Origin of the sequence: Streptomyces venezuelae, assembly GCF_008642275.1 — a bacterium.
Lineage (GTDB): Bacteria > Actinomycetota > Actinomycetes > Streptomycetales > Streptomycetaceae > Streptomyces > Streptomyces venezuelae_E.
In genome coordinates this window covers 269,887-296,844 of record NZ_CP029189.1, presented here as the reverse complement: position 1 = coordinate 296,844, position 26,958 = coordinate 269,887, and the positions used below count along the sequence as shown (strand labels likewise).

The following is a 26,958-nucleotide window of genomic DNA, read 5'->3' as shown; positions in this document are numbered from 1 at the left end:
CGACGCCACTCGACCGTGCCATGGTCCGCCCGGCGGGCCTTCAGCCGAGCCAGCCGGGGCGGACCAGGCCGGATTCATAGGCCAGGACGACCAGTTGGGCGCGGTCGCGCGCGCCCAGTTTCACCATGGAGCGGCTGACGTGCGTCTTCGCGGTGAGAGGGCTGACGACCAGGCGACGTGCGATCTCCTCGTTGGACAGGCCCATGCCCACCAGGGCCATCACCTCCCGTTCCCGGTCGGTGAGCCGGTCCAGCCCGGCCGCCGCCGCGGGCTGCTTCGAGCGGGCCGCGAACTCCGCGATCAGGCGGCGGGTGACACCGGGGGACAGGAGGGCGTCGCCCGCGACCACCGCCCGGACCGCCCGCAGCAGTTCCTCCGGTTCGGTGTCCTTGACCAGGAACCCGGACGCGCCCGCCCGGATCGCCTCGAAGACGTACTCGTCGAGTTCGAAGGTGGTGAGCATGACCACCCGCACGGCGGCCAGGGACCCGTCCCCGCCGATCCGGCGGGTCGCGGCGAGCCCGTCCAGCACCGGCATCCGGATGTCCATGAGCACCACGTCGGGGCGCAGTTCCCGCACCAGCCGCACGGCCTCGTCCCCGTCGGCGGCCTCGCCCGCCACCTCGATGTCGGGCTGGGCGTCGAGCAACGCCCGGAACCCGGCCCGGACGAGCAGCTGGTCGTCGGCGAGCAGTACGCGGATCACAGGTCCTCCTCGACCACGCCGGCCTTCGGCGGGAGCACGGCGATCACCCGGAAGCCCCCGTCCGGTCGCGGGCCCGCCTCGACGGTGCCGCCCAGGGCCGCGGCCCGCTCGCGCATGCCGACGAGCCCGTTTCCGCTGCCGCCCGGGGTGCCCGCGGTGGCCGGGCCGTCGTCGTCCACCCGTAGTTCCAGGGCGTGTGGCTGCCAGACGAGGCGGACACGGGCGGTCCGCGACCCGGAGTGGCGCACCACATTGGTCAGCGCCTCCTGCAGGATGCGGAAGGCGGCGAGGTCCACGCCGGGGGGCAGCGCCCTGGCCTTCCCCTCGGCCGAGACCTCCACGGTCAGCCCGGCCGCCGCGGCCTGTTCCACGAGTTCGGAGAGACGGTCCAGGCCGGGCGCGGGCGAGCGCGGTGCCTCGCCGGGGGAGCGCAGCGTGTCGAGGACCTGCCGGACCTCGCCCAGTGCCTCCTTGCTCGCCGCCTTGATGGTGGCGAGCGCCGTACGGGCCTGCTCGGGATCGGAGTCGAGCAGGGCCAGTCCGACGCCCGCCTGGACGTTGATCACCGAGATGCTGTGGGCGAGGACGTCGTGCAGTTCCCGCGCGATCCGCAGCCGCTCCTCGTCCACCCGGCGTCTTTCGGCCGCCGCCCGCTCCGCCCGTTCCCGGGCCCACTGCTCCCTGCGTACACGCACCAGCTCCGCGACGGCGAGCACCGCGAGCACCCAGGCGGTGACGCCCAGCTCCTGCGCCCAGGACGCCGGGCCGTCCCCGGCCGGCGGGAGCCACCGGTAGAGCCAGTGCCCGATGAGCAGGTTCCCGGCCCAGAACAGGCCGGCGGCGCCCCAGGCGGCCCGGCGGTGTCCGGCGACGACGGCGGCGAAGCAGGCCAGGGCGAGACCGAGGAACACCGGGCCGTAGGGATAACCGGCGCCCACATAGACCAGGGTGACGACGCTGACCCCATACGCCACGGCCACCGGGTACCGGTGCCGCACCACGAGCAGGGCGGGTCCGGTCAGCAGCAGGAGCCGGGCGAAGCCGTCCAGGGCCACCCGCCCGCTCTGGGCGTGCGCGGCCCACCCCGCGCCGATCTGCGTGAAGACCGCCACGAGCAGGGCCGAGCGCCAGGCCGGGCCCCGCCCGGTCCGCTCCACCCACCGTCGCCACGGGGGGCCCGGGCGCTCGCGCAGCTCTTCCATACGGCCACGCTAGACGGCGTCCGCCGTCACCCGCGTCACCCCGGCGTAGCGTTTCAGGACTACTCCCCGCGTAGTACCTGTACCCGGCGTTTCACCCTCGCCGGCGCGGAAGCGGAGCCTGTCGCGGACCTGCGCCCCCGGCACCGGCCCGTTGCCCCACTGCCGTAAATTGTCCATCAACCCGCCGGGTAAGGCCGGGCAAAAGGTACGAGTTGGGGCAGGTGTGGGCAGGACATGGCACGACGCGGACGTATGGAAGCGGACCGAGATGCCGCCTCCGCCGCACCCGCGGTGCCGGGCTCCGAGATAGCCGCGGCCGCCGACGGCGGGAACGCGGCCCGGGGCTGGCTCCGGCTGGGGCGGGACGGGAGGCTCACCGCCTACGCGAGCTGCGCCGAGGGCCTGGTGCGCTGGACCGAGTCCGCGCCCGGCTCCGACGTCTGGCAGGGCCCCGAGCTGTTCCCCGTCGAAGGATGGGCGGGCCGGTTCACGCTGGCACAGGACTCCGGCGGGTTCGTCTGGTTCGCCGGCACCCGCCACCGGGACGGGGCGCCGGGCGGCAGCGAGCTGATCGTCGCGGCCCAGTACCAGACCGGCCGCCCGCTCGGCGAATGGCGCGCGGTGGGCAACCCGTTCCCGGAAGGCGAGCGGGAGGGCGGGGAGCCCCGGCCCCCGCAGGGAGATCCGGTCCTGCTCCCCGACGGCACCGGATCGCTACACATCCTCGCCACCCGGTTCGGCACGGGAGTCCGCGGCCGCACCCGCCACCACGACGGCAAATGGGGCAGTTGGGTCGACTATCAGGGCAAATGGGCCCGCGAGGCGGTCGTTCCCCTGGTGACGGCCCAGGGGCGGGCCGAATTCCTGGCTCCGTTCCGGGGCGGAGCCGCGTACTGGGGCCAGGACGCGCCGGGAACCGACTTCAGGTGGCTCGGGCGCGTCGAGGCCGATGCCGTCGAGGGGACGTGCAGCTCCCACGAGACGGGTTCCGGCACCGGCACCTACTTCTGGCGCCACCCGGCGGACGGCGGCGTCATCGCCTACCGCCCCCAGGGCCCTGCCGGCAGGTCGCCCGGGCTCATGCCGCTGGGCGGCGCGGGCGGAGTGGGCCCGGTGGACGTCGCCCGGACGCGCATCAACGGGTACGACTGCACCGTCCTGCTGCAACGGGGCGCCGAGGGCTGCCCGGAGATCGCCGCCTACCCGACGGAGGGCGAGCAGTACGGCACGTGGTGGGCCCCGGTGGGGGACCGGTGCGCGGGTCTGCCGGCCATCTCGCGCGACGCCCGCGGCTCGGTCACGATCGCGATGATCGACACGGACGGAGGGCTGCTCGTCGCCCGGCAGGATCCGACGGACCCCGGTCTCGCTTTCGGTCCGTGGCGCCGGGTGGGGTGATCCACCTCACCCGAACGCCCGTGCTTCGGGGACTGATGCAATGATTTTGCGTGCCTCGCCGCGGGTCCGCCGGGAGTTGACCTGCGCCGCGGGTGTGTAAAGCCGCAGCTCATTCGCAAACGTGAAGCTTTGAGCGGGTGAAGTGCCCGTGAACAGTTGCCCGCTGTTAACCGATTGGCCTACGCTGCGCAGACGCTGTCAAGGTCGTATAAGTGTGCGGTCGACTGCGGTGGGGCGGGTCGAGTGTTCGGGGAGCGGCGGGTGACCGGATTCAGGGGCGGGTCTGGCGGCGTGCCCCGGCAACTTCCGGCGCGCCGTGAGAAGTGTGTCTATCGAGGAGCTTTCTGAGTGGCAGGTATGCCCCGCCTGAGTGTTGTCGTGCCTTTCCAGGATGTTGAGATATACCTCCAGGAATGTCTGGAATCGATAGCCAGGCAGACGTTCTCGACGCTCGAAGTGATCATGGTCGATGACGGCTCGACCGACTCCTCGACGGCCATAGCCGCCGACTTCGCCCGCCGTGACCCCAGGTTCAAGCTCCTGCGCCAGGAGTCGATGGGGCCGGGACACGCCCGCAACGTCGGCATCCGGGCCGCTCATCCGCAGGCGGAGTTCCTCGCGTTCGTCGACGGCGACGACGTCATACCCGAGTACGCCTACGAGCTGCTCGTGCAGACCCTCGAAGGCTCCGGCTCCGACTTCGTCTCGGGCAACGTGCAGATGATGAACTCCACCAAGCGGTGGCAGTCCCCCCTGCACAAGGCGCCCATGCAGAAGAGCAGGCGCGGCACGCACATCACCAAGCTGCCGGACCTCATCTACGACCGCACCGTGTGGAACAAGGTGTTCCGGCGGTCCTTCTGGGACTACCACTACATCGCGTTCCCCGAGGGCGTCATGTACGAGGACTCCTGGGTCAACATGTTCGCCCACTTCCGGGCCGCCAAGGTCGACATCCTCACGGACATCGTCTACTTCTGGCGCCGGCGCGAGGGTGGTGCGGCCCCCTCCATCACCCAGCGGCACACCGAGTTCAGCAACCTCCAGGACCGGGTCTCCGCGGTCCAGTCGGTCAGCCGCTTCCTCGCGGGCCACCGCGCGCGGTCCTACTCGGAGCACAAGCGCAAGTACGACCTGGCCTGTCTGAAGTCGGACCTGATGCTGCACCTGAAGGTGCTGCCGGACGCCGACGAGGAGTACCAGGACGCCTTCATGGAGTGGGCGAACGAGTTCCTGGACGAGGCCGACGCGGACATCATCCAGGAACTTCCCGCAGACGCCCGGGTCAAGTGGCTGCTGGTGCGCGAGGGCCGCCTGAAGGAACTGCTCGACGTCGTCGAGTTCGAGCGCAAGGGCGGGCCCCTGCCCGTCCAGCGCCGCTTCCACCGCTACCTGAACTACCCCTACCTCGGTGACCGTTCGATCGGCCTGGACAAGAGCGCCTACCGGCTCGACAAGGAACTCTCGCTCCACGGCTCGCTGATCCGGGCGGCCTGGGACGACAACGACCACCTGACCCTGGAAGGGTCCGCGTACGTCCGCTTCATCAACGTGCACAAGCGGCACATGTCGATGAAGGCGATCGCGCTGCGCAACAAGAAGCAGGGCCGCGTGGTCGTCGCCAAGGCGAAGACCACCTACTACCCGCAGGCCACCGAGTACTCGAACCAGAACCGCTACTGCTACGACTGGTCCGGATTCCAGGTCAGCTTCGACACCAGCCGCCTCAAGCGCAAGGGACAGTGGGTCGAAGGGACCTGGGACGTCGCGGCCGGTGTCCTGAGCCGCGGCCTGTTCCGCTACAAGGGCATAGCCCGGGGCGGCGCCGGCAGCGCCGCCAACCCGCCCTACCGGTACGTGGAGAAGAACACCCGCGTCGTACCGCTCTTCCTGCAGGGCAAGCTCAAGCTCCGCGTGGAGCGGGTCCGTTGCCGCATCACCCGGCACCGGATCGTCGGCGACCACATCGAGCTCGGCGGTGTCTACCTCGGTCCCCAACTTCCCGAGTGGGGCAAGTTCCGGGTGACCAGCATGAGCGGCGCCGGCCGCCACGACTCGTGGGTCCACTTCACGCCCGGCGGCGAGGGGTGGTACCGCTTCGTCACCCGCGTACCGGTCAAGGCGCTCGTCCCCGGACACCGCACGAACTCCTCGGACGGGGTCCCCGAGACCTGGAACACCGGTGCCAACGGCTGGAAGACCACGTTCCACGTCGAGGGGCGCAAGGCTGCCATCTACCCCGTCATGGCGGAGGACGCCAACGACGGCCACTACCGGATGCCGGCCGGGCTGCAGACCGATGCCGGTGACCGCGAGGTCTTCGTGCACCGCAACGGCTCCGGCTACGTGGTCCTGTTCGAACGGGACACCCTGCCGCTGGCCAAGTCCGCCACCTGGCGCGAGGACGGCTCACTTGAGGTCGTCGTCGGCTACGCCGCCCAGGACATGCTCGACGCGTCCGAGTACGCCATGGCACACGTCGTCGTACGCTCCCGTGCGCACGGCGCGGAGCGCACCGCCCCGATCACCTGGTACGGAGACGAGTTCCGCTTCGTCGTGACCCCCGCCGCGATGCGCACGCTGGCCGGCGACATCCCGCTGGCCTCCGGCCGCTGGGACTTCTTCCTGCGCCGCCAGGACCCCTCCGCGGTCGCCCCCGAGGACCGCTCCGGCGACCTCATGATCAAGATGACGCAGGATCTGATCCCCACCCTGCCGCAGGACATGGCCCGCGACGAGCGCCGCTACGAGCTGCAGTCCGAGGCCTACGACCGGCTCTCCCTCCTGGTCCACTCGGCGATGCCGGACGAGGCCCGCGGCCCCTACCGGCAGAAGCTGATGCGCACCAAGGCGTATCCGGCGGCCCGCCGCAATCCAGTGACCCGGGCCGTGCTCTTCGACGCCTTCAAGGGGACCCAGTACTCGGACAGCCCGCGTGCGCTGCACGAGGAGATGGTCCGCCGGGGCCTGGACCTCGAACACCTGTGGGTGGTGCGGGACGACCAGGTGGAGGTGCCCCCCACCGCTCGGCCCGTGCGCATGTGGTCCCCCGACTGGTACGAGGCCATGGCCCGGGCGAAGTACGTCGTGGCCAACAACCACCTTCCGGACTGGTTCGAGAAGCGCGAGGGGCAGGTCGTCGTGCAGACCTGGCACGGCACCCCGCTCAAGCGCATCGGCCACGACATCGAAGCCGTGCACTTCGCGGACAAGCGCTACCTGGAGCGCGTGGAGAAGGAGGTGCAGAACTGGGACATGCTGGTGTCCCCGAACAGCTTCAGCACCCCGATCCTCAAGCGGGCCTTCCAGTTCCCCGGCGAGATGGTCGAGAGCGGTTACCCGCGCAACGACATCCTGCGCCGCGCGGACTCCGGGCAGCGGGCGGCGGAGGTACGCCGCCGCATCGGCCTGCCGCCGGGCAAGAAGGCCATCATGTACGCGCCGACCTGGCGCGACGACCAGTTCTACGCGCCCGGCAAGTACAAGCTCGACTTCCGCATCGACCTCGACGAGGCCAAGGCGCAGCTCGGCCACGACCACGTCCTGCTCGTGCGGCGCCACCCCAACGTGGTGGACCCGGTGCCCGGCGCCGGTGACGGCTTCGTCTACGACGTGTCCGACTACCCGGACATGGCGGACCTCTCCCTCATCGCCGACGTGATGATCACGGACTACTCCTCCCTGATGTTCGACTTCGTCAACACCGGGCGGCCGATCCTCTTCTTCACGTACGACCTGGACCACTACCGGGACACCCTGCGCGGCTTCTACTTCGACTTCGAGCAGTCCGCGCCCGGTCCGCTGCTGTTCAGCTCCCCGGAGCTGATCGGGGCGATCCGCAACATCGACAGCATCCAGCACGGCTACGCCGCCCGCTACCGCTGGTTCCAGCAGGAGTTCTGCGACCTGGACGACGGATACGCCTCGGCCAGGCTGGCCGACCGCATCCTGATCGCCGGAGGCGACCTCGACCCCGCGCGGGCCCAGGCGCCGGCCGTCGGGGCGGCGGGCGCCCGGGCACCGGGCCGGCCGGGCCAGCAGAGCCAGGCGGGCCACCAGGGGCAGTCGGGTCAGTGGAACGGAGGCACCCTCGGCCAGGTGCCGCGCCAGCCCGTCAGAAGAATGGATTCCGAGCATGTCTAAGGCAGCCCAGAACGCGCGTCGCGTCTTCACCGGCGTGGACACCGCCGGGGCGGTGCCGATCGAGTACCGGTTCTCCCACGCGAGGAACGGCAACCGCCATCTGGTCGTCGTCTTCGCGAACTTCACCGCGCCCGGTGAGTACGGCTGGTCGAACGGGGTCCTCGACAAGGTCCGGTCGAACATCCTCTGGGTCCGCGACCTGTTCGACGGTGCCAACACCTACTACCTGTGCAAGGGGATGGACTTCTCCCTGGAGCAGTCCGTCGTAGGGCTCATCTCCCGCGTCATGGGTGCCCTGTCCCTGTCGCCCGACGAGGTGACCATGTTCGGCAGCTCCAAGGGGGGCAGCGCGGCCCTGTTCTTCGGGCTGAAGTACGGCTTCAGGAACATCGTGGCCAGCGTCCCCCAGTTCCTGATCGGGACGTACGTCAAGGAGGGCATCCCCGGCGCGGCCAAGGTGATGATGGGCGAGGTGACGGAGCAGAACGTGCACACCCTCGACTCCGTCCTCCCCGACCTGGTGCGCAGCGGCGCCAACCACTCCGCCAACATCTACATGATCACGTCGCCCCAGGACGAGCAGTACAAGCGGCAGGTCGAACCGTTCATCGGGCTGTTCCAGGGCCGTGAGAACTTCAACTTCGTCTACAACGACTCTTCCCTCATCACCGACCACGGGAAGGTCACCCTGCGCAATCTCCCCACCATCATGGGGCTGCTGAACCTTCTCGTCGACGGCATCACCCCGCGGTTCGGAATGGTCCGCAACGGTTTCGAGCAGCCGGAGCGCGACACCTCGGCGATCGACGCCTACCTGACACAGACCTCGCAGGTGAAGGGCGATTCCTTCCCCAAGCCGGTGGTGCTGTCGCCGGCACCCGACGAGCGGGTGCCCGCCAACACCGTCCGTTTCACGGGCACCGCCCTGGGCGCCGTGCGGGTCAGCTTCTGGCAGGACGGCAAGTACCAGGGCGCCGCGCCCGTCGCCGCCGACGGCACCTGGGTCTGGGAGCGCACCAGCCCGTGGGCCAAGGGGAGACACGTCATCAGGCTCTTCGGCGCCGACGCGAACAACTACCAGACCGAGCGCACCGAAGTGGTCTTCACGGCCGTGGAGAACGCGTCGGCGGACCTGCCCGAGTACGACCCCGCGCCCGCGCCGATGCCCCGGCCGGCGCAGCGCCTCGTGCTGTCGGTGACCGCCCCGGCCGCCCACCAGCAGCTGCCGGGTCCCGCCGTCGGATTCGCGGGCTACGCCCCGGGCGCCGTCCGCGTGGACTTCCAGGAGGGCGGAGCGGCCCTCGGAACGTGCGAGGTGCGGGCCGACGGCAGCTGGGTGTGGGAGCCCGGCTGGGCCTGGAACCAGGGCGACCACTTCGTCGAGGCCATCGCGGTGGACGCCGCCGGCAACGCCTCGCCCTGGACGGCCGTCCCCTTCACGCTGATCATGAACTCCTACCCGGTCCCGGCGCAGGGGGCGTTCTTCAACCCACGGTACTGACCGTGGCCGGGTCCTGGGGGCGGCTCACCCGCATCACCAGCGGCCGGTGGTCCGACGCCTTGGTGTCCACCACCTTGCACGCGGTGCGGGGGAGTTGCGTGAACAGGTAGTCGATCTTCGTACCGTCCTTGTGGGTGGCCTTGCCCTTCCGGGAGTCGCCCTTCTGATCGCACTCGCGGTACGTGTCGTAGGCCTCCGACGGCCAGATCCAGGCGGACGTGTTCCGGTCGCCCACCGGCGGCGGGGAGTTGAAGTCCCCGCCGAAGACCGTGGCGGCGTCCGTCGACGCGGCGGCGACCAGCGAGCTCAGCTGGTCGTCGCGGAAGTCCCAGTCAGGGTGCTCGTCGTCGCTCTCCCGCAGCGAGAGGTGCGCGTTGCACACCCGCAGCCGCTGGGCGGGGACCCGCGCGCACAGGATCCCGCGGTGCAGTCCCACCGTCGGCTGCTCGGTCGGTATCGCCTCCACGTCGGTGAGCGGGGAGCCCGCCAGCAGGCCGTAGCCGGCCTGACCCCGGCCCTGCCCGGTGCAGTCGACGGCCGCACGGCGGCCCGCCGAGTCGACCTCGGCATACGGTTCGAAGGCCGAGTTCCACTGAGGGCCGAGGCTGCGGGCGAAGGAGAGCAGGTCCTCGGAGCACACCTCCTGCAGGAGCAGGACCTGGACGTCCGAATCACCGACCAGGTCGCGCAGTTGCTGGAGCTTCTCCTTCGGACCCCCGGTCTTCTCGCAGCTCCACTGCCGCACCCCGCACATGTTCCAGGTGGCCACGGAGACCTGGTCGGCCGTCCCGGCGCCCGCCCCGGCACCGGCGACCGAAGCCGGTGTCTGCGCCGACGTGCACGCCACGGCGGTCAACAGGCCCAGGGTCGCCGCCGTGCGGCCGAACCGGCGGCGGAGCGACCGCCGCACGGTCTCCATGTGTCTCTGCATCCGGACATCATTGGCCATGACCCGGCCGGACCGTGCATCGGGCCCGGTGCGAACGGCCCGGCGTCCTCGCCGCCTGCCGGGAGGGACACCCCCGGACACCCCCTAGGGTGGGGTGGTGACGAACGTAGATGCGATCCCCAGGGGCGAGCGGGTGCTGTACGGGTGCATGGGCCTCGGCGGGAGCTGGGACCCCGAGCCGTACGGGCCCGCGGACATCGACGCCGCCGAGGCGGCCGTCGCCGAGGCCCTCGACAGCGGGATCACCGCCTTCGACCACGCCGACATCTACCGGCACGGGAAGGCCGAGGCCGTCTTCGGCGAGGTGCTCGCACGCACGCCGGGGCTGCGCGAGCGCATCACCCTCCAGACCAAGTGCGGGATCCGGCTGGGCGACAAGGACCGCCCCGGGATGTACGACCTGCGCGGGGAGAGCATCACACGAAGCGTCGAGGAGAGCCTGACCAGGCTGCGGACCGATGTGATCGACGTCCTCCTGCTGCACCGCCCCGATCCGCTGGCGGACGTGGACTCGATCGCCTCGGCGCTGACGTCCCTGCACCGCCAGGGCCTCGTACGGGCCTTCGGCGTGTCCAACATGGGCGCCGCGCAGATCGCCCACCTCCAGGCCCGGCTCGACGTGCCGCTCGTGGCCAACCAGCTGGAGATGAGCCTGCACAGCCGTGCCTGGGTCGAGGCCGGAGTCCTGGTCAACACCCCCGAAGCGGCGCAGAACGGGTTCCCGTTCGGCACGCTGGAGCACTGCCGCGACCACGGAATCCGCCTCCAGGCCTGGGGCGCCCTGGCACAGGGCCGCTTCACCGGCCGCGAGGAGACGCCCGCCGAGCGGGCCACCGCGCAGCTGTTGGCCGAGCTGGCCCGGCAGAAGAACACCACGCCCGAGTCGGTCCTGCTCTGGTGGCTGATGCGGCACCCCGCCGCCGTCGCACCGGTCGTCGGCAGTGCGCGCCCCGAGCGGATCCGTGCCTGCCGCGACGCGGCGCTGCGGGAGCCCGAGCTCACGCACGAGGAGTGGTACGAGCTCTGGATCACCGCCCGGGGCGTGCCGCTGCCCTGAGCGGGCCGGGTACGGGGGCGGGGCCAGCCGCACCGGCGGCCGACCGGCAGGCCGGATGGGGCCCGAAGTGACCGTCGAGCAGGGCGGCCACGGGCTGTACCCCGGCAACGGCAGTGCCTGTGGCAACCGGGCCGTCACCGAGTTCCTCACGAGCGGCCGCCGTCCGGCCCGGGACACGGACTGCGCGAACCGAGACGGCGCCCGCCCACCTCTCCGTCACCGCCTCGCTACCGCGCAACCCGTACGGCGTCACCCGTTCGGCGGGGTGACGCCGGATCCGGCCGCCCGTACCCGGTCCGAAGGCGGACTCCGGGTGCCACACGGCTTCTCACCGGCCCGGACGCCGCCCGTGGACGCCTCCCCCTCCCGTCCCCTCGCACGCTCCGTACGGTCATGGCCCCGGATATCCATCCGTACTTGTGGGTACTGCGGCCGAATGGCGCCGGATTTGATAGTTCTGGACTGGTCCGGTGTGAGAAAGCTGCGGGAAGGACACGGCATGTTCGATCTACTGCGCCCGGAGACCCTCATGTGCCCCTTCTGCAAGGCCACCGCCGCCGACGGAGTGGTGCGCACCTTACGGACCGGAACGGGGTCACTGTCGGTCACGTGGCACACCCTCAACTGTCCGCACTACGCGGCCGACCGGATCCTCGCCGAGCAGGAGGGCTGAGCCGGCCCCGTCCGCACCGGGGGCGGCGACATGCGGGACCGGACCCGCCCGGAGAGGATGAGGAGGGACCGGCGACGAGGAGCGGCCCATGACCAGTCCAGCTGAGCGGCTCCGGCGCGGACGGGCCGTCCGCAAGATCACCGGACGCGCCGCGCACGGGCGGTGGACCACCCCGCCGGACCGGCCCGACCCCCTCGGGGTGCTCCGGAGGCAGGGCGTCGACCGGGTGCCCGAACTGCTGCCGATCCGCTACGGCCGGATGGCCGCATCGCCGCTCGCCTTCCTGCGCGGCGCCGCCGCCGTCATGGCCGCAGACCTCGCCTCCGGCCCGCAGACCGGCCTGACCGTCCAGCTCTGCGGGGACGCGCACCTGCTGAACTTCGGGGTGTTCGCCTCACCGGAACGCGCCCTGCTCTTCGACCTGAACGACTTCGACGAGACCTTCCCCGGCCCCTTCGAATGGGACGTCAAACGGCTCGCCGCGAGCGTCGTGGTGGCCGCCCGCGACAACGGGCACGGCGACGACCGCGCCGCACGAGCGGCGCTCGGCGCGGCCCGGGCCTACCGGGAGACGATCCGGGAGCTCGCCGGACTCGGAGAGCTGGACGTCTGGTACCACCGGACCGACACCGCCGACCTGCTGCCCCTCATCCGCAAGCGCGAACTGCACGGCCGGGTGGAGGCCAACCTGGCGCGCGCCCGCCGCCGCACCAGCCTGCGCGCCCTCGGCAAGCTCACCGAGGTCCAGGGCGGACGCCGGCGGATCATCCACGACCCGCCGCTGCTGGAGCCCCTCGCCCGGGCGGACTCACGGGAGGTCGACGAGATCTTCGATAAGTACCGCAGCACCCTCCCCGAAGAACGCCGCCTCCTGCTGGACCGCTTCCGGTTCGCCGACGTGGCGCGCAAGGTGGTCGGCGTCGGGAGCGTGGGGACCCGCTGCTTCATCGTGCTGCTCCTCGGGCGGGACGCCGACGACCCGCTCTTCCTCCAGATCAAGGAAGCCGTTCCGTCCGTCCTGCAGGGCCACCTCCCGGACGACGGGCACGACCACGAAGGGCACCGGGTGGTCGCGGGCCAGCGCCGGATGCAGGCCGCGGGCGACATCTTCCTCGGCTGGACGACCGGACCCGCCGGCCGCCACTTCTACGGCCGGCAGCTGCGCGACATGAAGGGGTCGGCCGACGTCGCCGGCATGACCCCGGGCCTGCTCGGCCGCTACGCCGAACTGTGCGGCAGGGCCCTGGCCCGCGCCCACGCCCGCACCGGCGACCGCATAGCCATCGCGGGCTACCTCGGCGGCGCCGACACCTTCGACCGCGCCGTGGCCGGCTTCGCGCTCCGCTACGCGGACCGGACCCGCGCCGACCACGCGCTGCTGACCGCCGCCGTCGCCGACGGACGGATCACCGCCACCACCGGCGTCTGAACGCTCCCGCCCTCAGGCCGGCGCGCCGCTCGGCTCCGTCTCCCGGGCCGCCCGGCGGCGCAGCGCGTCCTCGTCGGTGTCCGCGTCGTAGGAGATCAGCTTCGGCAGCAGGGCCGCCAGCACCGCCACCGACGCCACACAGGCCAGCCCGCCGCCCCAGAACGCCGATCGGGTACCGGTCCAGCCGGCCATCGTGCCCGCCCGGACCTGCCCCAGCTGCGGTCCCACGCTGTACGAGAGCACCTCGATGCCCGCCAGCCGGCCCCGCAGCTCCTCCGGGATCGTCTGGTTCCAGATCGTCGCCCGGCCCAGCCCGCTCACCATGTCGCCCGCGCCCGCCACCGCGAGGCACAGCAGCACGAGCCAGATGCCGGAGGACGCGCCGGCCCCGGCGATCGCCAGGCCCCACACCGCCGCTCCGCACACCACCAGCAGCCCGTGCCGGCGGACCCGGGACATCCAGCCGCTGGTCATGCCGAGCACCAGTGAGCCCACGGCCCCGGCCGCGTACATCAGCCCCAGCGCCCAGACCGCGTCGAGCTCGTCCGCGAGGAAGGGGTAGATCGCGTTCGGGAACGCGAAGAACATCGCCGCCAGGTCGACGGCGTACGTCCCCAGCAGTACGGGCCGGCTCCACGCGTAGCGCGCGCCCTCGGCGATCCCGCGCAGCGACGGCCGTTCGGCCCCCTTCACCGGAGGCGCCGGACTGAGCCGCAGGCACAGCAGCACCGACGCGAGGAACCCGAGGACGGTGACGGAGTAGGCCGCGGCGTGACCCGCGAACGCGACGACCACACCGGCCAGCGCAGGACCGGCGATCGCCCCGAACTGGTAGCGCAGCCCGTTGAGCGCCGCGGCGGCCGTCAGCTGGTCGTGCGGCACGATCCGCGCCATCAGCGAGTCCAGGGCCGGCCGCTGGAGCCCGCTCAGGGCCGACACCCCCGCCGCGACCACGTACAGCGGCCACAGCAGCGGATCCGGCAGCAGCGCGTTCACCAGCAGCACCAGGGCGAGCACCCCGAGTCCGGCCTCGGTCAGCAGGATCATCCGCCGCCGGTCGACGGCGTCGGCGAGGGCGCCCCCGTACAGCCCGAAGACCACCAGCGGGACGAGCTCCACCGCCCCCATCGCACCGACCGCCATCGGCGAGTCCGTCAGGTGCTTGATCTGCAGTGGCAGCGCGATCATCGCCATGAACGAACCGAAGTACGTCACCGTGCCCTGGTAGAAGAGCAGCCTGAAGTCCCGGCCGGATCGGAACGGGGCGAAATCGGGCAGTACGGCGGACCATCGGGAAGTGCTCACGAGATGCCATCGTCCGTTGACCCGGCGGCCGCGGCAACGGATTTTCCGCGCACCGGCCCCACCGGATCCCGCACGGACGGGCGAATCCGTGGCCGGGCGCGTGGCATGACGGGCCCGCGGTGGCACCCATGGGTCATGCCGCCGGTGTCAGCGTTCCTGCGTACGGCAGCGTCGTACGCCTGGCGCCTGCTGGTGGTCGGCGCCGCCGTCTACGCGCTCTTCGCCGTGCTCGGACGGTTCCACGAGATCACCGTGGCCCTCTTCCTCGGGCTCGTCGTCACCGCCCTGCTGTGGTGGCCCACCCGGCGCCTCGCGCGCGTCCTGCCACGCTCGGTCGCCGTCGCCGTCGTCCTCCTCGGCAGCGCGCTGGTCCTGCTGGGCGTGCTGACCCTGGTCGGCACGGCGGTGGCCGGGGAGAGCACCACCTTGGCCCGGGAGTTCCGCGAAGGACTCTCCAGCATCGAGAAGTACCTGGAACGGCCGCCCTTCCGGCTGAACCCGAACGCGCTCACCGACCTCCAGTCCCGCATCGGCGCGTACCTGTCGAGCCACCGCTCCACGCTGCTCAGCCAGGCGGTCAGCGGAGCCGGGCGCCTGGTGCACGTCCTGACCGTGCTCGCGCTCGCGGTCTTCTGCTCCTTCTTCTTCCTGCACGGCGGCGACCGGCAGTGGTCCTGGTTCTGCGCGCAGCTGCCCCCGTCCGTGCGCACCCGCCTGGGCATCGCGGGCGCCGCGGCCTGGCGCACCTTCACCGGCTACACCCGCGGGATCGTCCTCGTCGCGGCGACGAACGCGATCCTGGTCGGGGTGGCGCTGTACTTCCTCGGGGTACCGCTGGCCGTGCCGCTGGCGCTGCTGGAGTTCTTCGCGGCCTTCATCCCCCTCATCGGATCGCCGGTCGCGCTGGCGGTCGCCGCGGTGGTCGCGCTCGCCGCGAAGGGGCCGTTCGTCGCGGGCCTGGTGGTCGCGCTGATCGTGATCATCGGACAGATCGAGGGCCACCTGCTGCATCCGCTGGTGATGAGCAGGGCGGTGCGGCTGCACCCCCTGGTGGTGGCGATCTCGGTGGTCGCCGGGGCCATCGCCGCCGGGGTGGTCGGCGCGGTGGTCGCGGTCCCGCTGGTCTCGGTGACCTGGTCGGTGCACACGGCGCTGCGCGACGCCCGTCGCGGGGACGTGGGCCCGGCGGTCGACGACGACTGAGAGGCCCGGCGCCCGGCGGGCGGGTGGCCGGACGGCGGACACCCGCGGCCCGCTTCCTGCACAATCGCCTGATGAGCGATGAAGACCCCTACCTGTGGCTGGAAGACGTATCCGGCGACGCCGCCCTCGCCTGGGTGCGGGAGCGCAATGCCGAGACCGTGGACGCGCTGACCGGTTCGCCCGGGTTCAAGGTCCTGGAGCAGGAGATGCGCGAGGTGCTGGACGACGACGGCCGGATCCCCTGGACCGTCCGCCGGGGCGGCCACCTCTACAACTTCTGGCAGGACGCCGACCACGTACGCGGCCTGTGGCGGCGGACGACGCTGGAGGAGTACCGGACGGACCGGCCTGCCTGGGAGGTGCTCCTGGACCTCGACGCGCTCGCCGCGGCCGAGGGCGAAGAATGGGCCTGGGCGGGCAGCCGGGTGCTGGCCCCCGAGCACCGGCACGCCCTCGTCCTGCTGTCCCGGGACGGCGCGGACGCCTGCGTGGTGCGCGAGTTCGACCTGGAGACCGGGGAGTTCGTCGAGGACGGGTTCACCGTAGACGAGGCCAAGACCCGGATCGGGTGGATCGACGAGGACCGGGTCTGGATCGGTACGGACTTCGGAGCAGGCTCGATGTCGGGGTCCGGCTACCCGCTCCAGGTACGCCGCTGGCGGCGCGGCACGCCGCTCGCGGACGCCGAGCTGGTCTACGAGGGCCGGCCGGCCGACCTGTCCGCCTCCGGATGGCACGACGACACCCCGGGCTTCGAACGGGACTTCGTACACCGGCAGATCGACTTCTGGAACCAGGAGCTCTTCCTGCTCCAGGAGGACCCCGCCGGCCCGCCGCTGAAGATCGACGTCCCGGACGACGCGAGCGCCTCCGTCCACCGCGACTGGCTGACCGTCACCACCAAGTCGCCGTGGCTCGGCCACGGCCCGGGCACGCTGCTCGCCTTCGGCCTGGGCGCCTTCCTGGCGGGGGAGCGCGAGGCCGAGGTGCTGTTCGCACCGGACGAGCGCACCGCGCTCGCCGGGTACAGCTGGACCCGCAACCACCTCATCCTCAGCACCCGTGCCGACGTCTCCTCCCGGATGGAGCTCCTCACCCCGCCCACCGGGCCGGGCCGGGGTACGGGCGGCTGGCGCCGCGCACCGCTGCCCGGCCTGCCGCCGCTGTCCACCGCGTCGGTCACCGACACGGACCCGGACGTCGGCGACGAGTACTTCCACCAGGTCTCCGGCTTCCTCCAGCCCTCCACCCTCTACCGGGGCACGGCCGGCGACGGCAGCGAGGGCGAGAGCCTCAAGCAGAGCCCTGCGCTCTTCGACACCGCAGGTCTCGCCGTGCGCCAGTACTTCGCGACCTCCGCCGACGGCACCCGGGTGCCGTACTTCGTCGTCGGGCCCGAGGACCGCCCGGGACCCGGCCCCACCCTGCTCTACGGGTACGGCGGCTTCGAGATCTCCATGGTCCCGCAGTACAGCGCGCTCACCGGACGGGCCTGGCTCGCGCGCGGCGGCACGTACGTCGTCGCGGGCATCCGGGGCGGCCACGAGTACGGGCCCGCCTGGCACCAGGCGGCCCTCGGCGCGAACCGGGTCCGGGCCTACGAGGACTTCGCAGCGGTCGCCCGCGACCTGACCGCCCGGGACATCACCACCCCCGCCCAGCTGGGCATCGAGGGCGGCAGCAACGGCGGCCTGCTCATGGGCGCCATGCTCACCCGCGACCCGGAGCTGTTCGGCGCGGTCGTCGCGCACGTGCCGCTGCTGGACATGCTGCGCTTCCACAAGCTGCTGGCCGGGGCCAGCTGGATCGCCGAGTACGGGGATCCCGACAGTCCGGCCGACCGGCCGCACCTGGAGAGGATCTCCCCGTACCACCGGATCCGGACGGACGGGCCCGCGTACCCGCCGCTGCTGCTGCTCACCTCGACCCGCGACGACCGGGTACACCCCGGCCACGCCCGCAAGATGGCGGCGCGACTGCGTGAGCACGGGCATCCCGTGCTCTTCCACGAGCACCTCGGGGGCGGCCACGCGGGCGCCACCGACCACCGGCAGACGGCCTTCAACGAGGCCCTCGTCCACACCTTCCTGTGGGAGCGGCTGACCCCGCAGAAGTGACCCGGAGACCGGGCCGAAGGTGAACGGCAGGCATCCGTACGGGGGATTTGCGGGGCCAGGTGCTGCCGAGGGCCGGGTTGTGCTCCACCATCGGCGGATGCGACCCCGGCCCGGGAGGACCTCATGAGCACCCCGTACGCGTCCGCCGCCCCGTACTACGCCCGCTACCGGCCGCCGTACCCGGCGGAGCTCTACGCACTCCTCGTGGACCGGTTCGCGCTCGACGGCTCCCAGACCGTACTGGACCTCGGCGCCGGGCCGGGCACGCTCAGCCTGCCGCTGGCTCCGCTCGCCGAGCACGTCTACGCCGTCGACCCGGAGCCTGCCATGCTCGCCGAAGGGTGCGGGCTCGCCGAGGAGGGCGGCCACGGGAACATCTCCTGGCTGCGTGGCGACGCCGCCGGCATCGGCCGGCTGTGCCTGCCCCGGATCGACCTGTGCGTCATCGGCGGGGCGTTCCACCACATGGACCGGGTGCGGGTGCCGGCCGACCTGGACGCCGTACTCGCACCCCGGGGCGGGATCGCCGTCGTGACCTCGGCGGCGGCGGCCTGGCCGGCCGTCGTCGACGAGGTGCGTGCGCGCTTCCTCGGGCCCGGCCACCCGGCGGCGCCGGGCGCGGTCCCGGGACCGGCGGGCGGGCGGGCGGACGGCCTGGCGGGCGGACCGGCCGGCGGACTGGCGGACGGAGCCGCGGACGTGGACGGAGCCGCGGACGTGGACGGAGCCGCGGACACGGACGAACTGCGGGACACGGAGGACCATCTCGCGAAGTCGGCGTTCTCCCGCGTGGAGACCACCACGTGGGAGCGGTCCGTGCGGTACACCGTGGACCAGGTGGTCGGCCTGCAGTTCTCCCGTACCTGCTCCAGCCCGGCTCTGTTCGGCGACCGGAAGGACGCCTTCGCGGCCGAGCTGCGCCAGGCCCTGCTGGACCACTGCGCCGACGGCACCTGCACCCGGACCGTCACGGTCGCGGCCACCGTCGCGACCCGCCCGCGGCGGTGAGGTGAGCGGGGTCCCCGCTCACTGCTCCGGCCCGGACCCGGGCGAGCGGTGCGCGAACCGGTCGGCCGCGCGCCGGCCCCGGCTCTCCAGGGGGAGCACCCCGCTGGCCGCCGCCAGCCCGAAGGGCGGCATGTCGAAGTAGATCGACTCGTACGAGCCCTCTGGCACGACGTAGGACTCGTGCCAGAGCCCCACATGGCCGCGCAACTGCCCCGCGCGATCCTTGCGGTTGACGACCGACCAGGCCTTGTGGTGGAGCATGTCCGGAGCCGCGGCGTACGCGTAGAGCTTCTCCTTGGACTCCCAGTACTGGACCACGTAGTACGTGCGGGGCGAGGCGGTGAGCAGGACGTGGCCGAGCAGACCCCGGGCGGGGTGCCGGGCGAGCTCCCGCAGCATGCGCGGCATGGCCAGGACCACCGGGACCCAGTGGTGCACGGCCCAGAAGTGGTTGATGCGCATTCCGATGAGCAGGACGACGACGTCCCCCTCGGCGGCTGCGGTGGTACGGCCCGGTAAGGGTTTCGCGAACATGCCGGCCTCCCGATCGCCTTGTTGGATAGCGCTGCTGTCCAACCGTCACATGATTGGATAGTGGCACTCGCCAAGGGAAGGTTCAAGAGATTGCGGCTCGCGGAACTGAGTGAGCGGAGCGGCGTGTCCATCGCCACGATCAAGTACTACCTGCGCGAAGGGCTGTTGCCGCCGGGTCGCCGCGTCAGTGCGACGACCGCCGACTACGACGAGGGCCATCTGCGCAGGCTGCGGCTGGTGCGCGCGATGATCCAGGTCGGCCAGGTGCCGGTCGCGAGGGTCCGGAAGGTGCTGGAGCACGTCGACGACGAGTCCCTGGGCCGGACGATGCGCCTGGGCGCGGCGCTGTGGGCCCTTCCCCACCAGCCGCGACCGTCCGACGACAAGGGACTCGGCGACGGTGGAGGTGAGGGTGGCGATGACGGCGGCGAGGACGAGGCCACGACCGCCGCGCGCGCCGAGGTCGACCAGCTGCTGCGGACGCTGGGCTGGTCCACCGCAAGGGAGTTGGGGGAGCTCTCGCCGGTGCACCGTTCGCTCGTGGAGGCGGTGGCCACGCTGGCGCGGCTCGGCTATCCGTGGGACGCCGAGCTCATGGCCCCGTACGCACAGCTGATGCACCAAGTGGCCGTGCGGGACCTCGACTTCGTCGAGACCTTCCCCTCGGAGGCGGAGAAGGTCGAGACCGCCGTGGCGGCGACCATCCTGTTCCAGCCGGTGCTGAAGGCATTGCACCGGCTGGCCCAGGAGGAGGAGGCGGCCCGCCGGTACGGACTGCAGTGAGCCGCCGCCGGTGCGCCGCAGCGGTGGGTCAGGGGGCCAGGGTTCCGTCCGGGGTCGCGTCCGCGGGCGGGATCTCCGCGGGAAGCGGCGGGCGGACCCGGTCGACGCGGCGCCGCTCGCTCGCTCCGAAGGCCCGGTAGTTCTCCCGGGCCCCGCTCAGCGACACGTGGTTGGGCCCGCCCACGTGGTGATCCGGGTCCCGGTGGTCCCCGCCGTCGTCCTGCCAGCCGCAGACGGGGCAGATCTCGTGGTGCCCCGGCACCGAGACGGTCAGGTTCGCACAGACCAGGCACGGGAACGGGCCCGCGGGCGGCGCTTCGGCGAGCGCGGTGAGCAGCTCCTGCTCGCGGGCGGTGCTCAGACCGGCCCGGCGCGGGCGCTCCGGCCCCTCGGCGCGCTCCCAGCGCAGGAGGTCCTCCAGCATCTCGGCGCGCGGGCGGTCCCGCAGCCCGGCCGCGTGTGCCGCCGCTCCGCTGCGTGCGCAGAAGCCGGCCCACTTCGGATCCGGCATCCACATGGCCATCGACTCCGGGCCCATGAACACCCCGACGCCCTGGTCGAGGAGCCACTGGGGGTCCGCCACCGCCACGGGCCCGGTGTATCCGGCCACGCGTGCCGAGAGCCCGACCCAGCTGTCGAAGGGGACGACGGGACCGACGGCGTCGAAGGTGCCGGTGGTCCCCTCCTGGGCCAGGTCCAGCAGCCAGCACGCCAGGTCACGTACGTCGATGGCCTGCGTCGGCAGATCGGGGGACCGGGGGAGGAGCACGGGCTGGTCCACGTCCCGGGCGAAGCGTGCCGCCCAGTACCCGGTCCGTCCGCTGGCGTCCCCCGGGCCGCCGATCAGGCCGGCCCGGGCGATCACGAGCCGGTCTCCCACCGCACTGCGCGAGGCCTCCTCGCAGGCGACCTTGGCCTCCCCGTACTCCTCCCGACCCACCTGTGCGCCATCGGCCGGTGCCAGCAGCGCGGCCGACTCGTCGGCGCCGACCGTGCCGTGGTCGGCGTAGGCGCTGATGGAGGAGACGTAGGTCCAGTGCCGGGCCCGCCCCGCGAGGGCCGCGAGCGCCCCGCGGACGAAGGCCGGCTGCCAGGACACCTCGATCGCGGCGTCCCAGTCGCGGTCGAGGAGTTCCGCGTAGGCGGACTCCTGGTTCCGGTCCGCCGCCACCAGCCGGGCGCCGGGCGCCACGGCCCCGCTCTCGCCGCGCGCCAGGCAGGTCACCTGGTGCCCCCGCTCCAGCGCCTGCCGAGTGATCTCACGTCCCAGCCATGCGGTCCCGCCCAGTACAAGAAGATCCATCGGGCCACCTCAGCACATCGGGGGCACGCCCGCGACGACGGTTCGCGCTCGGCGAAGGAACCCCGGCGCCGGTCATGTGGCCGTCGGAGCGTCGCCGGCCGCTTCGCGGACGTATCCGCACAGGCCGGGTCCGCAGGCGCTCTCGTGGTCCCGGCCCCACTGGGAGGTGTCCCGCTCGACGGAACGCACCACGTGGGCCAGTCGCAGCTGCCGCCTCCGGGGCACGGTCGAGGGCAACGCCGCGAAGGTCCCCGGGAGTACGGCGACCATGCTGGCGACCTGCTCCCCGTCGCGCATCCGCAGCAGCATGGTGCACTGCCACCAGCGGATACCGCCGCCGCTGCTGTCCGGGTTGCCGGGCCAGTAGTAGTCCGCCGGATCCGGGAGCAGGTAGTGCACGCCGTCGGGGGCGAGATGGGCCCGCAGCCATGATCCGCTTCCGCCGAGGCCGAGCCGGAGCCGGTGCGCCTCGTCGTTCAACGCGCAGACCCCTTCCGTGTCGAGAGCCTTGAGAACGCGCGCCTGCGCGGGCAGCGGCCGACGCCCGGCCGGCGTCCTGACCGGCCAGCGTCCCAGCAGGATTCCCGTCTGCCGGCGCAGCGTCACCGGTGCCGGTCCCGTGCGGGACCGCGGCAGGGGCGGGGGCGGCGTCCAGTGGTGCGTCATCTGCTCGATGTGGCGCAGCATCCATGCCCGGGCTTCCGGGCCGGCAGTGCTCCAGACCCAGCTCAGCGGCCGTTCGGCCATCGCCTGATCGAAGCTCCCGAGGGGCTTGCCCAGGCGGGACGGCGTCCTGGGCCGCGGCCGTGCGACCCCCGGAAGGTTGTGGCTCAGGTCGGCCAGGAACCGGATGCGGTCCAGAACCTCCTCAGGGGAGGTGTCCCGTACCGTGAGCCCCCCGGCCACGTGCCGGATCTCGGTGAATGCCCTGGCCGCCAGGAACGCGGCCACGTCCCGGTCGAGCTCGGCCTCCCGGCGCCGTCCCATGCCGGTCCACCTGCCCTCTCCGATGCGTTCGCTCATGCCCGGAGGCTACGGCCCCTGCCCGGCGCCGCCGGCGCGGGGTGTCCACTTCGACCGGGCAGGCTCCGGCGGGCGCGTTCCGCCCCGAGCCGGGCGGTCCCCTCGCGCATCTCCCCGGCCCCTCCGCGTCGGCCGGCCGTCACAGGTCCCGCCGCATGCAGACGCGGGGCCACCGGTCCAGGCCGTGGGCCGCCTCGCGCGCGCGGATCTCCCGCAGGCCCGGAGAGAGCGCCGCGTCCTCCAGGGGCCGGAAGCCGCAGCGCGCGTAGTACGGGGCGTTCCACGGCACTTCGGTGAAGGTGGTGAGGGTCAGCGCCGACGCGCCCTCGCGCCCGGCGAACCCCGCCAGGTGCTCCAGCAGGCCCCGGCCGAGCCCGCGACGGGCGCGGTCCGGATGGACGGACACCTGCTCGACGTGCAGAGTGCCGTCGACGCGCCCGGCGATCAGATAGGCGCCCGGAGTGCCGGCCCCGTCGACCGATACCCAGGCCAGCCCGGCCCGTTGGAAGGCGGCGAGCTCGTCGAGCGTCGGCGGTTCGTCGTCGGCGATCTGCGGCATGCCGATGTCCCGGAAGCAGAGCCCCGCGGCCCTCTCGATGTCCTGGAGCCGGGGCAGCTCGTCCAGCCGTGCTGTGCGTATGGCCATGGCCGCATTGTCGCGGGCGGGCCCGTCCGAGGGCATCCGAGTATCGGGCCTCCGCCCGGATCCCGCTCGCCGGGGGCGGGCCCTGTGCTCCGTCCGAGTTCTCTTGGGCGCCTGTTCGGCCGCAGCAGCGAGGGAATGATCATCATTTTGGCGTCGCATCGCTTTGATACGGCTATGCCACGAATGCGACGGAGACAACCGACCAAGGCGTGGGGCGCCGTGGCTGCGGTGACGGGGGCCATGCTGGTCGTCGCCGCAGCGCCGGGGCGGGCGCCCGATGCGGACACCGCGGCGGAAGCCCTCGCGGGCCCGCCGCGAGAAGCCGCGGTCACCCTGCTCGTCGGCAGGGTGCTGGACGAGGGCGGCGGATCCGGCGCCGGTCCCTGCGCGGTGCGGATGTTCCGGCCCGGGCTGTGCAGCGGCTGGCAGGAGCAACGCGTACGGGCCACCGCGCGCGGGGTGGGATCCCTCGTCAAGGAACCCTCCATCGGCGGCGCGGCCCGGACCGCCCGGACCGAGTTGCTCCCCACGGACTCCGGCGGGCCGCTCCAGATCGCCCTCGCCGAACAGGGCCGCCTCACGGACGTGACCGTACGCGACGGGCACGGCCGTCATCTCGCCGGTGAGCTCGCCCCGCACGGCGAGCGCTGGCTGAACAGCGAGCCGCTGCGGGCGGGGGAGACCTACACCGTGCAGGTCGGCGCCCTGGACGGGGACGGGACCGCGGTCGGCGCGACCATGGCGTTCCGGACCGCGCCGCCCTCCGACGGGGGCCGGCTGACGGCCGAGTTCGGACCGGGCCCCGGCACGTACGGCGCGGGGGAGATCGTGACGGCGAGCCTCAGCCGCCCGGTGCCCGCCGGCGACCTCCCCGCCCGCGCCCGCCTGGAGCGGGCCCTGCAGGTGACCTCCGAGCCGCACGTCGAGGGCGCGTGGCACTGGGTCGACGAATCGACCCTGCACTACCGGCCGCGCACGTACTGGCCGGCCCACACCGTCGTCCGGGTCCGCAGCGGTCTCGACGGGGTCGAGGTCGGCGAGCACGACTACGGCGGCCCCTCCGACGCGGTGCAGTTCACCATCGCGGACCGGATCGAGGCCGTCACCGACTCCGCCACCCACCGGATGACCGTACGCCGCAACGGACGGGTCATCAGGACGATCCCGGTCACCACCGGCAAGGCGGGCTTCAGGACCCGCAGCGGCATCAAGGTCGTGCTGCGCAAGGAGCCCAAGGTCCGGATGCGCGGCGACACGGTCGGCATCAAGCGCGGCACCAGCGAGTTCTACGACCTGCCCGTCTCCTACGCGACCCGGGTGACCTGGAGCGGCGAGTACATCCACGCCGCGCCCTGGTCGGTCGAGGCGCAGGGTGAGGAGAACGTGAGCCACGGCTGCACGGGCATGAGCACCGAGGACGCCGCCTGGTTCTTCGAGACCGTCCGTGAAGGGGACATCGTGGAGGTGGTCAACAGCGGCGGCGCGAAGATGGCCCCCTTCGACAACGGATTCGGCGACTGGAACGTGGACTGGCGGACCTGGCTGGCGGGCAGCGCCCTGGCCGCCGTCGAGGGGAACCCGCAGGGCCCACCGCCCTCGGCGTCCGCGGCGTCCCGGCTGCACCCGACCACCTGACCCCGCCTCCGGGAGCGCACCGGCCGTCCGGCCGGTGCGCCCGCGTCCGGTCGGCGGCACCCCGGAGCGGACTACGATCACCACATGATCAAAGGAGTGATGTTCGACTTCTCCGGCACCCTGCTGCGCGTCGAGTCGACCGAGGAGTGGCTCGCCGCCGCGCTCGCGGAGACCGGCACCCTGCTGGCCGGGGCGGACTTCGACGAGACGGCGCGGAGGCTGACCGAGTACGGCGCGCTGCCCGGCGGGGCGTCGCCCCGGCACGTGCCGGCGCACCTCGAAACCCTGTGGGACCAGCGGGACATCAGCGCCGAGCAGCACCGGGCCGCCTACGGAGGTCTGACCCGGGCGGCCGGGATCACCGACCCCGAACTGGCACAGGCGCTCTACGACCGCCACATGAGCCCCGCCGCCTGGCGCCCCTACCCGGACACGGAACGCACGCTGCGCGAACTGCGCCGCCGGGGGCTCCCGGTGGCCGTGGTCAGCAACATCGGATGGGACCTGCGGCCGGTCTTCCGCGCGCACGGCCTCGACGAGCTGGTCGACGCCTACGTGCTCTCCTACGAGCTGGGCACCCAGAAGCCCGATCCGGTGATCTTCCGGGCCGCCTGTGACCGGCTGGGCCTGGCCCCCGCCGACGTGCTGATGGTCGGCGACAGCCGCGAGGCGGACGGCGGCGCACGGGCACTCGGCTGCCCGGTGCGTTTCGTCGACCACCTCCCGGTCGACGAGCGGCCGGCGGGCCTGGCCCCCCTGCTGGACCTGCTCGGGCCCGCGTAGCGCCGGGCCGGGCGCCGCACCCCGGTGGACCCTCCCGGACGCAGCACCGGGACCGGCCGCCGCCCGGCCTGGCGGTGGCCGACACCGCCGGCCGCCCGACTGTGGCGGCCGCGCACATGGGAGCGGTCCACGGGTGTCCCTGATGATTCCGGGCATGACGAGCGGATCTCCTCCCGTGCCCCGTGCGACAGCCGCCCCCGAGGGCCTGGGCCTGGCGGGCCGTACCGCCATGGTGACCGGGGCCGGCAGCGGGATCGGGCGGGCCTGCGCCTCGGCGCTTGCCGCGGCCGGGGCCCGGGTGCACGTGGTGGACATGGACGCCGCCGCGGCGAAGGCGGTCGCGGGGACGATCGGCGGGCAGGCGCACGTGGTGGACCTGGCCCGGGCCGAGACCGTCGCGGAGCTGCCGGCCGACGTCGACATCCTGGTCAACAACGCCGGACTGCAGCACGTCGCCCCACTGACCGAGTTCCCGCCGGACCGCTTCGCACTCATGCAGCGTGTGATGGTGCACGCGCCGTTCCTGCTGATCCGCCGGACCATGCCGTACATGCGCGCACGCGGCTGGGGCCGCATCGTGAACATCTCCAGCGTGCACGGGCTGCGCGCCAGCGCGTACAAGGCCGGCTACGTGACCGCGAAGCACGCCCTTGAAGGGCTGAGCAAGGTCGCGGCCCTCGAAGGGGCCCCGCACGGCGTCACCAGCAACTGCGTGAACCCCGGCTACGTCCGCACACCGCTGGTCGAGCGGCAGATCGAGGCCCAGGCCGCCGCCCACGGCATCGACGCCGCCCAGGTGGTGTCCGAGGTACTGCTGAGCCGCTCCGCGGTCAAGCGGCTGATCGAACCGGAGGAGGTCGCGGCAGCCGTCCTGTGGCTCTGCGGCCCGCACACCGGCTACGTCACGGGTGCCTCGATCCCCCTGGACGGCGGATGGACCGCCGCCTGACCCCCGGTGCGGAGGTCAGAAGCCGGGCCGGGCGTCCGTGACGCGGTCCCACAGGGACCGGGTGGCTCCGAATCCGCTCTCGTGGACCCAGACGTGGGTGCACCCGGGGCACTGCAGGTGGAGCATGCTGCCGGTGTTGGTGAGCAGGTAGCGCCAGTGGGTGGAGCAGGTGCGCCGCTGCTCGCAGGGTTCGCAGCCGCGGGCGTCCGCGCACTTCGGGCAGGCGACCCAGGCGCGGCGCCCGGGGTCGGCCTGCGGATCAAGCGGCAGCACGGCCGTCTCCGCGGGAGGGCAGCACACCGGCCGCCACCAGGTCGTCGTAGAGGCGCTGCTGCCCGGCGTCGAGCCCGGAATAGAGCAGGTCGTACGCGGCCTCCTCACCGAGGAGCACCTCCATCGGATCCCAGTCGGGGCCGAGGGCCGCCATCACCTGGGCGCGCCGGAGCACCTCCTGTGAGGTGAGGTCGACGGCGAAATCGACCAGCTCGGACGCGTCGGGTGCACCGGAGGCGTCGGACGGCGGGGTGCGGTCGTGGGGGGCCATGACATCGAAGTTAGGTAGCCCTTCCTTGCCCGGTCAAGGGAGGGTGGGCGGAGTCACATTCCGCAGG

The 26,958-nt window shown here is 72.6% G+C and carries 23 protein-coding genes and 2 pseudogenes; 14 read left to right on the top strand and 11 right to left on the bottom strand.

The annotated features are described in order from the left end of the window. Positions 1-40 precede the first annotated feature (40 nt). Positions 41-706: a response regulator gene (locus DEJ51_RS01225; protein ID WP_150255493.1), complete on the bottom strand. Its 666-nt coding sequence runs from the start codon at positions 704-706 to the stop codon at positions 41-43. After that, positions 703-1,908, bottom strand: a complete 1,206-nt coding sequence (locus tag DEJ51_RS01220; protein WP_150255492.1) for a sensor histidine kinase — start codon at positions 1,906-1,908, stop codon at positions 703-705. The genes DEJ51_RS01225 and DEJ51_RS01220 overlap by 4 nt, the downstream gene beginning before the upstream one ends. A gap of 252 nt (positions 1,909-2,160) precedes the next feature. Between DEJ51_RS01220 and DEJ51_RS01215 the strand changes: the two genes are divergently transcribed. The 3 genes from DEJ51_RS01215 to DEJ51_RS01205 all read left to right on the top strand — a co-directional run bounded on the left by DEJ51_RS01215 (position 2,161) and on the right by DEJ51_RS01205 (position 8,950). Then, a complete protein-coding gene (locus tag DEJ51_RS01215; RefSeq protein ID WP_190620117.1) occupies positions 2,161-3,306 on the top strand; it encodes a hypothetical protein in 1,146 nt (381 codons plus the stop codon). A 357-nt stretch (positions 3,307-3,663) separates the two neighbouring features. Continuing rightward, on the top strand, positions 3,664-7,449 hold the full coding sequence (locus tag DEJ51_RS01210) for a bifunctional glycosyltransferase family 2 protein/CDP-glycerol:glycerophosphate glycerophosphotransferase (RefSeq protein WP_150261618.1): 3,786 nt from the start codon (positions 3,664-3,666) through the stop codon (positions 7,447-7,449). Then, positions 7,442-8,950 carry a hypothetical protein gene (locus DEJ51_RS01205; RefSeq protein ID WP_150255488.1) on the top strand — a complete coding sequence of 503 codons (1,509 nt, stop codon included), beginning with the start codon at positions 7,442-7,444 and terminating at the stop codon, positions 8,948-8,950. The genes DEJ51_RS01210 and DEJ51_RS01205 overlap by 8 nt, the downstream gene beginning before the upstream one ends. On the opposite strand, the gene DEJ51_RS01200 is transcribed toward DEJ51_RS01205, so the two are convergent. After that, a complete protein-coding gene (locus DEJ51_RS01200) occupies positions 8,934-9,881 on the bottom strand; it encodes an endonuclease/exonuclease/phosphatase family protein (RefSeq protein WP_190620114.1) in 948 nt (315 codons plus the stop codon). The genes DEJ51_RS01205 and DEJ51_RS01200 overlap by 17 nt on opposite strands. A gap of 115 nt (positions 9,882-9,996) precedes the next feature. On the opposite strand from DEJ51_RS01200, the gene DEJ51_RS01195 reads away from it, so the two are divergent. The 4 genes and pseudogenes from DEJ51_RS01195 to DEJ51_RS01185 all read left to right on the top strand — a co-directional run bounded on the left by DEJ51_RS01195 (position 9,997) and on the right by DEJ51_RS01185 (position 13,058). After that, positions 9,997-10,956, top strand: coding sequence for an aldo/keto reductase family oxidoreductase (locus tag DEJ51_RS01195; RefSeq protein ID WP_223835611.1), 960 nt, complete (start codon positions 9,997-9,999; stop codon positions 10,954-10,956). 55 nt (positions 10,957-11,011) lie between these two features. Continuing rightward, a pseudogene (locus tag DEJ51_RS34835) lies at positions 11,012-11,128 on the top strand (alpha/beta hydrolase); the annotation flags it as partial. A gap of 327 nt (positions 11,129-11,455) precedes the next feature. Next, complete coding sequence (locus DEJ51_RS34830) at positions 11,456-11,629, top strand: hypothetical protein (RefSeq protein WP_223836256.1); 174 nt, start codon at positions 11,456-11,458, stop codon at positions 11,627-11,629. Between the two features lie 88 nt (positions 11,630-11,717). Further along, positions 11,718-13,058 carry a DUF2252 domain-containing protein gene (locus tag DEJ51_RS01185; protein ID WP_150255482.1) on the top strand — a complete coding sequence of 447 codons (1,341 nt, stop codon included), beginning with the start codon at positions 11,718-11,720 and terminating at the stop codon, positions 13,056-13,058. A gap of 12 nt (positions 13,059-13,070) precedes the next feature. On the opposite strand, the gene DEJ51_RS01180 is transcribed toward DEJ51_RS01185, so the two are convergent. Continuing rightward, complete coding sequence (locus tag DEJ51_RS01180; RefSeq protein WP_150255481.1) at positions 13,071-14,363, bottom strand: MFS transporter; 1,293 nt, start codon at positions 14,361-14,363, stop codon at positions 13,071-13,073. 135 nt (positions 14,364-14,498) lie between these two features. Here DEJ51_RS01180 and DEJ51_RS01175 point away from each other — a divergent pair, with 135 nt between their 5' ends. The 3 genes from DEJ51_RS01175 (at position 14,499) to DEJ51_RS01165 (ending at position 18,691) form a co-directional block, all read left to right on the top strand. Then, positions 14,499-15,566 (top strand): AI-2E family transporter, encoded by a 1,068-nt coding sequence (locus DEJ51_RS01175; protein WP_150255479.1) that lies wholly within the window; start codon positions 14,499-14,501, stop codon positions 15,564-15,566. 71 nt (positions 15,567-15,637) lie between these two features. Next, positions 15,638-17,683: a prolyl oligopeptidase family serine peptidase gene (locus DEJ51_RS01170; RefSeq protein ID WP_150255477.1), complete on the top strand. Its 2,046-nt coding sequence runs from the start codon at positions 15,638-15,640 to the stop codon at positions 17,681-17,683. Between the two features lie 123 nt (positions 17,684-17,806). After that, positions 17,807-18,691 carry a class I SAM-dependent methyltransferase gene (locus DEJ51_RS01165; RefSeq protein ID WP_150255475.1) on the top strand — a complete coding sequence of 295 codons (885 nt, stop codon included), beginning with the start codon at positions 17,807-17,809 and terminating at the stop codon, positions 18,689-18,691. Between the two features lie 18 nt (positions 18,692-18,709). Here the strand turns inward: DEJ51_RS01165 and DEJ51_RS01160 are convergent, their stop codons facing one another. Continuing rightward, entirely contained in the window at positions 18,710-19,225 is a 516-nt protein-coding gene (locus DEJ51_RS01160) for a DUF4188 domain-containing protein (protein WP_150255474.1), read from the bottom strand. Positions 19,226-19,315: 90 nt separating this feature from the next. Here DEJ51_RS01160 and DEJ51_RS01155 point away from each other — a divergent pair, with 90 nt between their 5' ends. After that, complete coding sequence (locus DEJ51_RS01155; RefSeq protein WP_150261616.1) at positions 19,316-20,008, top strand: MerR family transcriptional regulator; 693 nt, start codon at positions 19,316-19,318, stop codon at positions 20,006-20,008. Positions 20,009-20,036: 28 nt separating this feature from the next. On the opposite strand, the gene DEJ51_RS34825 is transcribed toward DEJ51_RS01155, so the two are convergent. From DEJ51_RS34825 to DEJ51_RS01140, 4 genes and pseudogenes are all read right to left on the bottom strand, one after another. After that, entirely contained in the window at positions 20,037-20,297 is a 261-nt protein-coding gene (locus DEJ51_RS34825; protein WP_223836121.1) for a CPCC family cysteine-rich protein, read from the bottom strand. Positions 20,298-20,330: 33 nt separating this feature from the next. Beyond that, positions 20,331-21,311 (bottom strand): annotated as a pseudogene (locus DEJ51_RS01150) (oxidoreductase); the annotation flags it as partial. Positions 21,312-21,383: 72 nt separating this feature from the next. Beyond that, the gene (locus DEJ51_RS01145) at positions 21,384-22,334 is read right to left on the bottom strand and encodes a hypothetical protein (protein WP_150255472.1); all 951 of its coding nucleotides are present in this window, start codon (positions 22,332-22,334) and stop codon (positions 21,384-21,386) included. Between the two features lie 139 nt (positions 22,335-22,473). Then, complete coding sequence (locus DEJ51_RS01140) at positions 22,474-22,980, bottom strand: GNAT family N-acetyltransferase (RefSeq protein WP_150255470.1); 507 nt, start codon at positions 22,978-22,980, stop codon at positions 22,474-22,476. A 219-nt stretch (positions 22,981-23,199) separates the two neighbouring features. On the opposite strand from DEJ51_RS01140, the gene DEJ51_RS01135 reads away from it, so the two are divergent. From DEJ51_RS01135 to DEJ51_RS01125, 3 genes are all read left to right on the top strand, one after another. Then, positions 23,200-24,615, top strand: coding sequence for an Ig-like domain-containing protein (locus DEJ51_RS01135; protein WP_223835610.1), 1,416 nt, complete (start codon positions 23,200-23,202; stop codon positions 24,613-24,615). 84 nt (positions 24,616-24,699) lie between these two features. Then, positions 24,700-25,398 (top strand): HAD family hydrolase, encoded by a 699-nt coding sequence (locus DEJ51_RS01130; protein ID WP_150255468.1) that lies wholly within the window; start codon positions 24,700-24,702, stop codon positions 25,396-25,398. Between the two features lie 154 nt (positions 25,399-25,552). After that, positions 25,553-26,347 carry a 3-hydroxybutyrate dehydrogenase gene (locus DEJ51_RS01125; RefSeq protein WP_150255467.1) on the top strand — a complete coding sequence of 265 codons (795 nt, stop codon included), beginning with the start codon at positions 25,553-25,555 and terminating at the stop codon, positions 26,345-26,347. Between the two features lie 15 nt (positions 26,348-26,362). On the opposite strand, the gene DEJ51_RS01120 is transcribed toward DEJ51_RS01125, so the two are convergent. Continuing rightward, complete coding sequence (locus DEJ51_RS01120; RefSeq protein WP_150255465.1) at positions 26,363-26,620, bottom strand: hypothetical protein; 258 nt, start codon at positions 26,618-26,620, stop codon at positions 26,363-26,365. After that, positions 26,607-26,891 (bottom strand): DUF6400 family protein, encoded by a 285-nt coding sequence (locus DEJ51_RS01115; RefSeq protein WP_150255463.1) that lies wholly within the window; start codon positions 26,889-26,891, stop codon positions 26,607-26,609. The genes DEJ51_RS01120 and DEJ51_RS01115 overlap by 14 nt, the downstream gene beginning before the upstream one ends. Positions 26,892-26,958: the final 67 nt, after the last annotated feature.

Coding starts and splice junctions, on each gene's coding strand:
- DEJ51_RS01220 (WP_150255492.1), bottom strand. CDS start 1,908: ATGGAAGAGCTGCGCGAGCGCCCGGGCCCCCCGTGGCGACGGTGGGTG.
- DEJ51_RS01215 (WP_190620117.1), top strand. CDS start 2,161: ATGGAAGCGGACCGAGATGCCGCCTCCGCCGCACCCGCGGTGCCGGGC.
- DEJ51_RS01210 (WP_150261618.1), top strand. CDS start 3,664: ATGCCCCGCCTGAGTGTTGTCGTGCCTTTCCAGGATGTTGAGATATAC.
- DEJ51_RS01205 (WP_150255488.1), top strand. CDS start 7,442: ATGTCTAAGGCAGCCCAGAACGCGCGTCGCGTCTTCACCGGCGTGGAC.
- DEJ51_RS01200 (WP_190620114.1), bottom strand. CDS start 9,881: ATGCAGAGACACATGGAGACCGTGCGGCGGTCGCTCCGCCGCCGGTTC.
- DEJ51_RS34830 (WP_223836256.1), top strand. CDS start 11,456: ATGTTCGATCTACTGCGCCCGGAGACCCTCATGTGCCCCTTCTGCAAG.
- DEJ51_RS01185 (WP_150255482.1), top strand. CDS start 11,718: ATGACCAGTCCAGCTGAGCGGCTCCGGCGCGGACGGGCCGTCCGCAAG.
- DEJ51_RS01175 (WP_150255479.1), top strand. CDS start 14,499: ATGCCGCCGGTGTCAGCGTTCCTGCGTACGGCAGCGTCGTACGCCTGG.
- DEJ51_RS01170 (WP_150255477.1), top strand. CDS start 15,638: ATGAGCGATGAAGACCCCTACCTGTGGCTGGAAGACGTATCCGGCGAC.
- DEJ51_RS01165 (WP_150255475.1), top strand. CDS start 17,807: ATGAGCACCCCGTACGCGTCCGCCGCCCCGTACTACGCCCGCTACCGG.
- DEJ51_RS01160 (WP_150255474.1), bottom strand. CDS start 19,225: ATGTTCGCGAAACCCTTACCGGGCCGTACCACCGCAGCCGCCGAGGGG.
- DEJ51_RS01145 (WP_150255472.1), bottom strand. CDS start 22,334: ATGAGCGAACGCATCGGAGAGGGCAGGTGGACCGGCATGGGACGGCGC.
- DEJ51_RS01140 (WP_150255470.1), bottom strand. CDS start 22,980: ATGGCCATACGCACAGCACGGCTGGACGAGCTGCCCCGGCTCCAGGAC.
- DEJ51_RS01130 (WP_150255468.1), top strand. CDS start 24,700: ATGATCAAAGGAGTGATGTTCGACTTCTCCGGCACCCTGCTGCGCGTC.
- DEJ51_RS01125 (WP_150255467.1), top strand. CDS start 25,553: ATGACGAGCGGATCTCCTCCCGTGCCCCGTGCGACAGCCGCCCCCGAG.
- DEJ51_RS01115 (WP_150255463.1), bottom strand. CDS start 26,891: ATGGCCCCCCACGACCGCACCCCGCCGTCCGACGCCTCCGGTGCACCC.